12 protein-coding genes are annotated in these 11,938 nt (G+C 47.1%); 8 read left to right on the forward strand and 4 right to left on the reverse strand.

The annotated features are described in order from the left end of the window. Positions 1-3: 3 nt before the first annotated feature. Together K7R11_RS14115 and K7R11_RS14120 are read right to left on the reverse strand one after the other, a co-directional pair. Complete coding sequence (locus K7R11_RS14115) at positions 4-1,266, reverse strand: ABC transporter permease (protein WP_224491430.1); 1,263 nt, start codon at positions 1,264-1,266, stop codon at positions 4-6. Beyond that, on the reverse strand, positions 1,263-2,348 hold the full coding sequence (locus K7R11_RS14120; RefSeq protein ID WP_224491433.1) for an efflux RND transporter periplasmic adaptor subunit: 1,086 nt from the start codon (positions 2,346-2,348) through the stop codon (positions 1,263-1,265). The genes K7R11_RS14115 and K7R11_RS14120 overlap by 4 nt, the downstream gene beginning before the upstream one ends. 121 nt (positions 2,349-2,469) lie before the next feature. On the opposite strand from K7R11_RS14120, the gene K7R11_RS14125 reads away from it, so the two are divergent. Beyond that, positions 2,470-3,306 (forward strand): universal stress protein, encoded by an 837-nt coding sequence (locus K7R11_RS14125; protein WP_224491435.1) that lies wholly within the window; start codon positions 2,470-2,472, stop codon positions 3,304-3,306. Between the two features lie 5 nt (positions 3,307-3,311). Here K7R11_RS14125 and trxA read toward each other — a convergent pair whose 3' ends face one another. Continuing rightward, complete coding sequence (trxA, locus tag K7R11_RS14130) at positions 3,312-3,611, reverse strand: thioredoxin (protein WP_224491436.1); 300 nt, start codon at positions 3,609-3,611, stop codon at positions 3,312-3,314. 175 nt (positions 3,612-3,786) lie between these two features. Here trxA and K7R11_RS14135 point away from each other — a divergent pair, with 175 nt between their 5' ends. The 7 genes from K7R11_RS14135 to K7R11_RS14165 all read left to right on the forward strand — a co-directional run bounded on the left by K7R11_RS14135 (position 3,787) and on the right by K7R11_RS14165 (position 9,476). Beyond that, on the forward strand, positions 3,787-4,173 hold the full coding sequence (locus K7R11_RS14135) for a DUF302 domain-containing protein (RefSeq protein WP_224491437.1): 387 nt from the start codon (positions 3,787-3,789) through the stop codon (positions 4,171-4,173). Between the two features lie 91 nt (positions 4,174-4,264). Then, on the forward strand, positions 4,265-5,110 hold the full coding sequence (locus K7R11_RS14140) for a universal stress protein (protein ID WP_224491438.1): 846 nt from the start codon (positions 4,265-4,267) through the stop codon (positions 5,108-5,110). 7 nt (positions 5,111-5,117) lie between these two features. Then, the gene (locus K7R11_RS14145) at positions 5,118-5,966 is read left to right on the forward strand and encodes a universal stress protein (protein ID WP_224491440.1); all 849 of its coding nucleotides are present in this window, start codon (positions 5,118-5,120) and stop codon (positions 5,964-5,966) included. A gap of 12 nt (positions 5,967-5,978) precedes the next feature. After that, positions 5,979-6,821: a universal stress protein gene (locus tag K7R11_RS14150; protein ID WP_224491441.1), complete on the forward strand. Its 843-nt coding sequence runs from the start codon at positions 5,979-5,981 to the stop codon at positions 6,819-6,821. Between the two features lie 20 nt (positions 6,822-6,841). Beyond that, entirely contained in the window at positions 6,842-7,252 is a 411-nt protein-coding gene (locus K7R11_RS14155) for a hypothetical protein (protein ID WP_224491443.1), read from the forward strand. Positions 7,253-7,273: 21 nt separating this feature from the next. Further along, positions 7,274-8,104, forward strand: coding sequence for an ATP cone domain-containing protein (locus tag K7R11_RS14160; RefSeq protein WP_224491444.1), 831 nt, complete (start codon positions 7,274-7,276; stop codon positions 8,102-8,104). 1 nt (position 8,105) lies between these two features. Then, a complete protein-coding gene (locus K7R11_RS14165; protein ID WP_224491446.1) occupies positions 8,106-9,476 on the forward strand; it encodes an MBL fold metallo-hydrolase RNA specificity domain-containing protein in 1,371 nt (456 codons plus the stop codon). A 180-nt stretch (positions 9,477-9,656) separates the two neighbouring features. Here K7R11_RS14165 and K7R11_RS14170 read toward each other — a convergent pair whose 3' ends face one another. Next, positions 9,657-11,684: a S9 family peptidase gene (locus K7R11_RS14170; protein ID WP_224491447.1), complete on the reverse strand. Its 2,028-nt coding sequence runs from the start codon at positions 11,682-11,684 to the stop codon at positions 9,657-9,659. Positions 11,685-11,938 lie beyond the last annotated feature (254 nt).

Below are 11,938 nucleotides of genomic sequence, written 5' to 3' on the forward strand. Positions count from 1 at the left end.
GTGTTAATTTCCTCGTATTATTTTAACGGCATCAATGGTGCGTGCCTTTCGTGAGGGCAGATACCCTGCAAAAAAGGTCGATACCAGGGCAAAGACGATACCCACCACATAATACCAGGGGTTAAAATTGATGGGGTAGGTACTTATCGTGGGCAGGGCTTCGGTGTTGAATGGAACCCGGTCTATGATCAGGGAGAGGATATAGCCAAAGAACAAGCCGCTGGCTCCTCCGATGAAACCGATGATCAGGGCCTGGCTCATAAAAATGGATTGCACATCCTTTCCGGTGAATCCAATGGCTTTGAGAATGGCAATATCATTCATTTTTTCGTAGATGAGCATATTCAGGATATTGTAGATCCCGAATCCTGCAACTATAAGCAGGGTTACCGACACCGCATAGGTGATGAGGTTCCTGATGTTGGATCCGGTTTCAAATTGTGCATTGGCTTCCTGGATATCCCTGGCTTCCACCCGGAACTGCCGCTCAATATCGGAGGCGATCACCGGGGCCTTTTCCAGGTTTTGAAGTTTAACATTGATGTCGGTGATATACCCGGAGTTTTCCCCAAGAATGCGTTGGGCCGTTTTCAGGTTCACATAGCTTTGAATGTTGTCGATGTCGGCGATCCCGCTTTGGTAAAATCCGACCACCTTAAGCGGGTATATCTCTCCTTTAACCGTACTGATCTGCAGCCGGTCTCCCGGGCGTAACGACATTTTTTTGGCCAGCCCGGCGCCCAGAAGAATGCCGTTCTCAGTATTTTTCAGGTCCCGGGGGCGCCCCTCTATGATATAGTCATTAATGCTGGACAGGCGCACCTCCTCCAGAATATCGACTCCCGTAAGGGTGCCCCCGAGCTCAATAGACCCGGAAAGGTAAAAGATCTGCGTGCTGAGCCTGGGGGTGGCTCCCAGTACTTCGGGCTGCGTTTTCAGGTATTTCAGCAAGGGCATCCCGTTGTAGATATTGCGCTCTTCAGAACGCGGTTTGATATGTCTTACGATATGTTCTCCGGGCTCCAGGGCCTTGCTGAGCGTAACGGGCTGATTCTCGCTGGGTCGTATTTCATTATAGATGTGAATGTGGGGGGTCTGGTTCAGAATGAGGTCGTCCAGCATCCCGTTGAGTCCGGTCATAAAACTTACCAGGGTAATATAGGCCGTAATTCCAAAGGTAACCCCAAGGGTGGCCGTAAGCGTGCTCTTGAACTTCGAAAGAAGATGCTTACGGGCAATTCCAAGGATGACCTTCCAGTTGATCATGACTGCGGTTTTAGTATTCTGGTGGATGCTTCGATCCCTGAAAGGATCTCAATACGATCCAGACTTTCCATGCCTGTCTCTACCTTTTGCATCCCTTCCGGGGTGCGTACCAGGCTGTCATTGACCAGGTAGGATCTTGGAATGGAAAGGGTTTGCGTTTTCCTGGAAATGATGATGTTGGCCTCTCCGGCCAGGCCTGCGTACAATCGCGGTGGTACATTGGTGAAAAGTGCTTCTACGGTAAAACTCTGGTTTCTTTCATTTTTTTCAGGTAGGATCCGGCTGATGGTTGCTGTAAAGGTGGCAGAACCATAGGCGTCCAGCACCAGTACCACTTCCTGCCCGGTATCAAGCCTGACGATGTCTTTTTCATCTACCATCATCTCAATGATAAAGTTTCCGGCGCTCCCGACATTTCCAAGGGCATGTTGCTGGGTGATCAATTCTCCCGGTTCCTTATACACTGCATAGACCCTCCCGTTAAGTCTGGAGGTTACGGTATACTCGTCTTTGGAAATCCGTGAGGTCTCATAGTTATTCCTGGCCTGCTCCAGGTGGGTGATCAGTTCTCTCTTTGTGCGCTGGTACTGCTGCAGGAGCAGGCTTAGCCGGTTCGCACTAAGCTCAAAAGCCAGCTGCTTTTGATCGTAGGCATTTTTAGAACCGATATTCTTCTCCCACAAACTTTTTTGCCGATAAAAGTTGATCGAATCATTGTGAAATTGCAGTTCTGCTGTCCGGATCTGATTTTCCAGTTCATCCAGCACATTGTTTTCTCCCTGAAGGTTCTTCCTGGCCAGTTCAAGATTGAGTTTGGCATTCTCTACCTGTAATACAGGGGTGTTGTTTACGATTTGAAAAAGGGGTTGCCCCTTTGTTACAGTATCGCCTTCCTTTACCAGGTTTTGCTGTAAAATTCCGGCAACTGCAGCGTATACCTCGTATAAACTGTCCGGTTTTATCGTAACTGTAGCATAGACAGATTCGGTTAGGGGCCCGGAATCCGGATAGATGCCCTCGCTCTTATTTTTGCAGGAAAATAAGAGCACTATAATGAATATATAACATAGGATGGATTTCATGATCCTAAGCTTTGTGATCCTAAATTACCGTTATTAGGCGATGGTTATTCATGATATTTATCATAACTTAAACTTCTAATTTAGATTAATTTAGTCCTAAACCAATTATTTGAACTTAATCATGAAGAAAATTTTAGTACCTACCGATTTTTCAGAAAATGCCCTTCAGGCCCTTAAAGTGGCTGCCCAATTGGCTAAGCAACACCATGCGAAATTATACTTGCTTCATATGCTGGGAATCTCCCAGGCCATTATAGGAAAGGATGAGAGTAATGAAGGTGCCGAGGCCATCTATTATATGAAGATGGTTAAAAAGCGTTTTGACGATCTAAAGCGCCTGGATTATATGCAGGGCATCGAAACGGAAGAACTTATTCAGAACTACAAGATCTTTTCCGAGGTAAACAATGTAGCTCACGAGCATGGTATCGACCTTATCGTTATGGGGTCTCATGGTACAGGTATGGTGAACGATTTCTTTGTAGGCTCCAATACCGAAAAAGTAGTTCGGAACAGTGATTTCCCGGTATTGGTAATCAAAAAGGATCGTCCGGATTTTAAAATGGATAAGGTGGTTTTCGCCTGTGATTTTGACAAGGAGAACATTCACGCATATCGCCGGGCCATGCGGCTTTTTAAGGATTTTGAAAGCGAGGTACATTTGCTATACGTAAACCTGCCTAACCAGAATTTCCTGAATTCCGCAGAAATGAGGGAACGGGTTAAGGAATTTATTACAGAGGCCGATAATGGGGATCTGAGCCAATTGTCAAAGGTGACGTATTACTCCGATTATACCATTGAAAACGGGATCTATAACTTCAGTAATTCTGTCGGGGCCGACCTGATCGCTATTCCTACCCACGGAAGAAAGGGAATTTCTCACTTCTTTATGGGCAGCATAGGGGAAGACCTTGCCAACCACGCTGAATTACCGGTGATCACCTTTAAGATCTGAACATATCACTGATGTTGTTCCAGAATTTGCAGTAATTGTTGTTTGGGTAGTACCCCGGACTGTCGCCATTTGAGTTGTCCGTCCTTAAAAAGGATCATGGTGGGAACTCCTCTGACCTGGTATTTTGCTGCAAGTTCAGAATTCTGGTCAACATCGATCTTAACTATCTTTATGCTGTCGCCCATCTCATCCTTGACTTCTTTGAGAATGGGCGCCAGCATTTTACACGGGCCGCACCAATCTGCGAAAAAATCTACCAGTACCGGAGTATCTCCCTTAATTATCGAACTGAAACTACTTTTCATAATGAATTGATTTTCAACTATAAATTTAAGCATTACCTCTCGTAAGGAAAAGGGGGTTTTACATTTTGTTTAAAAGCAGGGACTGGTAAGGTGTCGGGATATTCTTTTAATAATGAGTGGGTTAAGGTTTTTATTTTAATTAAATTTAAAGAGACAAACCAGGAATACTTCAAACATGTACTATTACACCACAGAAATAAAGAATATCCCATTTGAGACCGTAATCGATAAGGTAACCTCTGCCCTGAAGGAAGAGGGATTCGGGGTGCTTACCGATATAGATATCCAGGCGACCTTAAAAAAGAAATTGGATGCCGATATCTATAAATACAGGATCCTTGGCGCCTGTAATCCGGGTTTTGCCCATAAGGCTTTGCAGCATGAGAACAAGATCGGAGTCTTGCTTCCCTGTAATGTGATCGTTCAGGAGCGGGAGGAAGGCAAGGTGGAAGTGTCGGCAGTAGACCCCGTTGCCTCCATGAGCGCTGTTGGCAACCCACAACTGAAGGCCGTTGCATCTGAAGTGGCCTCGCGGCTTAAAAGTGTGATTGATTCCTTGTAAGCTATTGATATTCCGCATTTTGACTGACGTTTGTCATGTCTTGCGGTTATTATTTGTACTATCTTCCTGATCAACCTGAAACCACTAAATAATGAAAAGGATCGTATTACCAACTGATTTCTCTGACAATGCCTGGAACGCTATTTCCTATGCCGTGCAATTGTTTGCAAATGAGACATGCCAGTTATATTTTTTACATACCTATGTACCTGCATTCTACCGTGTGGATTACGCCATTGGCGGACCGGCCTACAGTGGTATCGATGACGCCATGATACAGGCAACCATAAGCGGACTGGAAAATACGGTAGCGCGGGTAAAGGAAGAATACCCTAATGACAAGCATACCTACCATCAGCACTATGCCTTCAATCTTCTTACAGATGAGGTCAAGGAACTTTGTGAAAAGGAAGATATTGATCTGGTGATCATGGGTACCAAGGGCGCTACGGGTGCCGAGAGGATTCTATTCGGGTCTAATGCGGTATTTATGATGCGAAAAATAGATGTCCCCCTCATTGTTATTCCGGGTGCCTACGCATTTAAAAAACCGGTTTCTGTGCTTTTTCCAAATGATTTCCTGATGATTCCGGACAAGGAGGTTTTAAAACCGTTGCTGCAATTATTAAAGAATAATCATGCACATCTGGATGTAGTGCACGTACAGGAAGACCGGGAAATGACCCGGCAGCAGGAACACAACAAATATGTGCTGCATGAACGTCTGGCCGATTGCAATTACGATTTCCTGGAGATTCAGGAGGGGTATATGCCCGATGCCATTAAGGATATGATAGATGAAGGCCCCTATGACCTGCTGGTAATGCTCAACCGGAAGCATTCCTTTCTGGAACGGCTGCTGTTAAGACAAAATGTAGACAGCCTGGGTTTTGAAGTGGAGATCCCCTTTATGGTATTAAGAGAAAGTATTAAATAAATAAAGAATGAATAAGATCCTGTTGCCTACAGATTACTCGGAATCTTCCCTCATGGCCATTGAATACGCATCGAAATTATTTGATGATCACGCCTGTGAGTTTCATATCATACACGCCTACCGTCTCAGCCGGTCCGGGCTTGCGATCATGCGGAAGCAGTATACGGAGACCAGGGAATACCGGAAAAGCGAATCTGCAGCCAGGGAGGATATGCGCAAGATGCTTCTTGAATTAAAGAAGAAATATGAAGCAGACCCTCACATATACCGTGGATTTGTAACAGCCCAAAGCCTTACCGACGGGATCAGGCAGAGTGTACTGGAATTGCAGGGCGATCTTATTGTGATGGCGACCACCGGGGCTTCCGGGCTCAAGGAGGTTTTTCTGGGGAGCAACGCGGTAAAGGTGATCAACAGGATGAAAGACTGTCCGGTACTGTTGGTGCCTGCAGGTTACTCCTTTGTCCCGGTGAGGAAAATTCTTTTTGTCAATGATTTCAGAAGGAATTTTGAAGCTGAGGAAGTATTGGCTTTGGCCTCTATGGCAAGGATGACGACGTCGAGTATTGCGTTGTTATATATAAATGACGGGAATGAATTTACGTCGAACCAGAAAAAGAACAGGGAGGAATTGCTGAGATTATTGGAAGGGATCCCGGTAGAGGAACAGCAGATGCCCATGGATAAGTTCCTGAGTGATATTATAGAGGATTATACGGCCAGTGGAGAGGTGAACATGCTGGCCATGATAAAGAATAAGCACAGTAACCTGGACAAGTTGTTAAGGGAACCGGTGGTCAAAAAGGTGGCTTTTCACAGTAGAATTCCCTTTTTAGTGATGCCGGAGGTGGTTTAAAACTGGTGAATTATGAAGCGTATCGTTATTCCAACAGATTTCTCAGATAATGCCTTACATGCAATACGGTATTGCCATAACCTTTTTTTAGGGGAGGAAGTGGAATTTGTATTGCTGCATACCTTCGGGGCTGACGTGTATACATCGGCCGCCACCCTTGGGCTTCGGGCAGATACCTCTGCAATGGAACGCCAATTGGAGGATAGCAGAAGAAAACTGGATTCTCTCAAGGCGCTGCTTCAATCAGAATATAACGGGTTCGGATGCTCTTATACACTTCTTACACGATATGATTTTCTCCCTGATGCCATTAATTCCCTGTTACAGGAACAGCCAGCATTTTTAGTAGCCATGGGAACACAGGGAGCAACGGGAGCAAAGGAGATTTTTTTGGGAAGTAATGCCGTTCGCATCATGCAAAGGGTAACCGAAACCGCTGTGCTGGCCATCCCGGAAGCAAGTCCGTTGGTAGTACCGCGTAAGATCGCCTTGGCCACCGCTCATACAGACCTGCCCAAACCGGACCAGTTGGCCGCTTTCAGGGATCTGGCAGGAAGGTATGAGGCACAGATCACCATCATTCATATCTCAGATGAGGTGCGGCTAAATGAGAAACAGAAAAAGAACAGAGACTGGCTTCAGGAGCAACTCGCTGCCTGCGATCCGGCTGTTTTCACCCTGGACAATGATCATGTGGATCAGGCGATCATGGAATATGTCGGGAATACCAATACAGATATTATAGGGATCATCAGCAGAAAGCATACCTTCTTTGAAAGTCTTCTTAAGAGATCAACCCTGAAAGAACTGGGATACCACAGTAAGATACCCCTGCTTGTAATGCATCATCAATAATTAATTTAAAATCAAAGGATATGAAGAATGTAGGAGTTTGGATGGATAAGGAAAAAGCCTGGATCGTTGTACTTAATGACGAGGAGGTAGAGATGACTGTCCTGGAAAGTGACGTAGAAGATTTTAATGCGGTGGGAGGTTCCAGGTCAAAGACCAGATGGGGCCCTCAGGACGTGGTTCAGGACAGGAAATATACGGAGCGGGAAAAGCACCAGATGAAGCGGTATTTTGAAAATCTAGCTGGGGAGTTAAAGGAGGCCGGGCAACTGGCTTTGTTTGGTCCGGCCGATACCAATAAAAAATTCAACAATTACCTGCTGGAGCATCAAAAAGATCTGGCCAGCCGTGTAAGGGGAGTGGAGAAGGCCGATAGTATGTCTGAGAACCAGGTAAAAGCCCTGGTTCGGGAGTTTTTTGATAATGCCTCATAAAGGGCGAAAAAGGAACTCAACGTGGATGCCGGTCATATACTCATCACCAAATCGTCGGGAGAGCAGGTTGCATTCTCTCTCGACAAGATCAAAGCATCTCTCAGGCGAACCGGGGCCGGTGACCCGCTTATTGAGAAGATCCTGAATACGCTGGCCAATGAGGTTTATGAAGGGATCACTACCAGGGAGGTGTATAACCGGGCCTATGCCTTACTCAAGCAATCGCGTTCCGAATACGCTTCGCGGTATAAACTTAAAAGAGCGATCTACGAATTGGGCCCTACGGGATTTCCGCTGGAGAAGTTTGTGGCAGCCATCCTCAAATATTCCGGCTATAAAACCCGGACCGGGGTCATTTTTACAGGGCATTGCGTAAATCATGAAGTAGATGTAGAGGCCCGGAAAAACGGAATGCTCACCCTGGTGGAATGTAAATTTCACGGACAGCAGGGAATTAATTGCAATGTAAAGGTGCCGCTTTATATCCACTCCCGCTATCTCGATATAAGGGAGCATTGGAATAAAGAGGAAACGCTGGAACCCATCTGGGTGGTAACCAATACGCGTTTTACCCTGGATGCAATGAAGTACGGGAAATGTATGGGGATGTACCTGCTTAGCTGGGACTATCCCGAAGGTGACAGCATCCGGGATCGTATCGACCGACTGGGGTTATACCCCTTAACGGTATCCTCGCTTCTAACTTCCAGAGAAAAGAACTTTTTGCTGGATAAGGGTATCGTATTGTGCAGGGAGCTCCTGGAGGATTCCTTTTTTCTGGATCATGCAGGGGTTTCTGAGGTACGTAAGGAAAAGATCCTGGATGAAATGAAGAACCTTTGTAAATGTTAAGATGGAGCAAAAGGTAAGTATACAGTTTTTAGGTGCAGCAGGAACCGTAACGGGTTCCAAATTTCTGGTGGAAACCCCGGAGCTGAAGATCCTGATCGATTGCGGGTTATTCCAGGGGGAAAAGCCGCTTCGTGATAAAAATTGGGAACCCCTGGAGGTCGATGCCTCAACGATCGACCTGGTCCTGTTAACCCATGGCCACCTCGATCATGTCGGGTACCTTCCCAGGCTGGTGCGAATGGGTTTTGAAGGAAAGATCTATGGAACGGCCCCCACATTGAGCATTACAAGGATCATCCTGGAAGATAGCGCGAAGATACAGGAAGAAGATGCCGACCAGGCCAACAGGGAAGGCTACTCCAAACACGATCCCGCCCTGCCGCTTTACAATCAGAGGGATGTGGAACAAACCTTCGATTACCTCGACCCTCAGCCTATGGGCGTTTTTATAGACCTGGCTCCCGGGATCAGGTATAAACATCACTATGCCGGTCATATCTTAGGGGCAACATGGCTGGAGCTGGAAGTATTTGGAAGGATCATCGTGTTTTCCGGAGATCTGGGTCGGGAAAACGACCTGCTGCTAAGGCCTGTGGAACGGCCTGTAAAGGCCGATTATATCATTATGGAATCCACTTACGGCGACCGGGAACACCTGGATGAGGATGTAGAGGATATCCTGATACAATTGGTGAACGAGGTATTGCACCACCGCGGTAATTTGATCATTCCAAGTTTCGCTGTGGAACGGGCGCAGTTACTGGTGTATTATTTCTGGCAACTGTATAAAAAGAACAGGATACCCGCAATTCCTGTAGTTATTGACAGTCCCATGAGCAATAAGGTGTTTGACAGTTTTTTTAAATTTCCCGACTGGCACCGTCTCAACGGTGCCATGCTGGGGGAAATGCTTAACTATGTGGAGGTGGTCGATTCGTACAGGGATACCTGGCGGGTGATCGACAGGAAACAACCCAAGGTAGTGATCGCAGGGAGTGGGATGATCACCGGAGGCAGGGTACTTACCTACCTTCAGCAACTCATAGACGAACCTGAAACCATTGTCCTTCTGGCCGGATACCAAGCCGAAGGCACCCGGGGGAGAGACCTTCTGGAAGGTGCAAAAACCCTGCGTTTCTTTGGGAAAGAATACGTGGTCCGGGCAAGGACAGAATGTCTTCAGAGTCTTTCTGCCCACGCAGACCAGGGGGAGTTACTGGATTGGTTAAGCGACCTGGAGACCGCACCGGAAAAGGTTTTTCTCGTTCACGGGGAACCTGAGGCCGCCAAAGAATTGAAAACCGCAATTGCAAACAAGTACAGCTTTCAGACCGAGATCCCTGAAATGAACTCCAAATACGAGCTTATGTAACGCTATTCCCCCGTACCCCCTGTACCTACGTACCCCTGTACCTGCGTACCTTTGTACCTGCGTACCTTCGTACCTGCGTACCTGCGTACCTTCGTACCTGCGTACCTTCGTACCCCCGTACCCCCGTACCCTCGTTACTCATCACTCATCACACATCACTCCTCACTCCTCACTCCTCACTTACTCTTTTCTGTATTTGTCGAACCATGCAAGGGTATGAGCGATCTTGGAGATCAGGTTGCTGGGTTTCCCGGCAATACCATGTGATGCCTTTGGGATCTCGACCAACACCGTTTCCTTATTTCGGATCTTGAGCGCATGATACAGCTGTTTGGCTTCGCTTGGCGGGGTCCGCAGGTCTTCCATACCTACCATGACCATGGTCGGGGTTTCAATATTGGCTACCAGGGAAATGGGGGAGAAATTCCAGTAGGTTTCAAAATTTTCCCAGGGTTGTCCGGGGAACCGGTAATTGGCGTAACCGTAATAATTATCTGCTGTCAGGGTCTTGCTGATCCAGTTTACCACCGGCTTGGCTACCACCGCGGCTTCGAAACGATTGTTCTTGCCTATGATCCAGGCAGTCATTATACCACCGGCACTTCCCCCGGTTACAAATAGCTGCTCTTCTGTGGTGATGCCCTGTTGTATAAGGTGATCTACCCCGTCCATAACATCCTGGTAGTCGTCTCCGGGATAGTGGTGATAAAGCAGGTTCCCAAATTCTTCCCCGTAGCTGGTACTTCCCCTCGGATTGGGATAGAAGACCAGGTACCCTGCCGCCGCGTACAGCTGCATTTCTGCCGAGAAACGATCACCATAGTTCGCAATGGGACCACCGTGATTCTCCACGATAAGGGGATAGGTTTTACCCTCCTCATAATAAGGCGGTTTTACCACCCAACCCTGCAGGTCTCTGCCGTCTACAGACGATTTGTACCAAACTTCCTCTACCTCGCCCAATGTTCTTTGCCCCAAAAGGTCTGCATTGAGGTCGGAAACCTTTACAGTAGTATTGCTTTTATTTTCGGAAAGCGCCAATTCTGCGGGATGTTCCGGGGTGGTCATGGTGTAGGCGATGCGCTCTTTGTCGGAAATGGAAAATGAACCTCCTCCATAGGGTCGTCCTACAGAAGTACCTCCCAGGTTATGGGAAATGGTTTTGATGTTTCCTTTCATGTCGGTATAGGCGATCTTCGTGTTTCCCTTGTCGTCGTACATGAAATAGATCTTATCTCCTTTTTTGTTCCAGGTAAGTCCAAAGACACTCCGGTCCAGCCCGTCGGTTAAGGACCTGATGTTTTCCCCGTTGGTGTCCATTACAAACAGATCTTCGGTCTGGTAGGTTTGAACCTTATCTTCATACCCCCTGAAGGCGATGGTTTTCCCATCGGGAGAAATAACCGGATTTTCATCCGGTCCTTTTTTGTTGGTGATCGCGGTAATATTTCCACTGTTTAGATCCAGGCGATAGATCTCGCTGTTTACAAAATCGTATTCCCAATCTTCGTTGCGGTTAGCGGAGAAATAGAATGAATTTCCATCGGGCGACCATGAAACCTCCCCTCCATGATTAAAGTTTCCGGAGGTGAGTTGTCTCGGAGTACCTCCGTTGGCCGGGATGAGGAACAAGTGACTAAAGCCCGGAGACAGGTAGCCCCTGCCATCGGCCTCATGCTTGAGGCGGTCGGTGATACGAGCTTCCCCTGCCCAATCGGCTCCTTTAGGCTTTTTCGGCATTTTTGCCAGCACCGGGGCGGCCTCTTCCACGAGCATGGAAAAGCTCAGCCATTGTCCGTCCGGAGACCAGCTCAGGGAAGACGGACTTTTTTCCAGCCTGGAGATTCGGGCAGAATTGCCTTTATTCACCCAATAAACAAAAAGTTCACTGCCTTCCTCGGTGCTGCTGATGTATGCAATGCGATCAGCATCGGGAGACCATCGCGCCCCGTATTCATTTTCTGCTCCGTGGGTGAGTTTGTAGTGCTCTTTAGTCTCCACATCGTACATCCAAAGGTCCCCTTTTCTTTTATCGTCCATGATGTCAAAGTAATTCCGGACATAAACCACGTGTTTTCCATCCGGGGAGATCTGTGGATCGGAAATATATTCAAGTTCGAAAACGTCGAGATAGTCAAAAGATTGCTTCTGTTGTGCGGTTGCCGTAAGCGTACAGGCAGCTAATAGTAATAGAAGGTAGTTTTTCATAGGGTTTGGCTTTGAGTGGTCTAAACTTAGGAATTTTTAGGGAGACGGGGAAGTGGGAATTAGGGATGTAGGGATATAGGGAGGTGGGGAGGCGGGGAAACCGGTGGGTTAGTAATTATGAATGGTTAATGATGAATGATGAATGATGAATGATTGTACGTCCCTGATATAGGTTGACCACTTAAACGTGGAAAACTATGAAAGCAAGTCTTGGAAAGATCCGTAAGAGCCGTCATTATTCGGAGGATTTTAAA

Source organism: Robertkochia flava (assembly GCF_020166515.1).
Lineage (GTDB): Bacteria > Bacteroidota > Bacteroidia > Flavobacteriales > Flavobacteriaceae > Robertkochia > Robertkochia flava.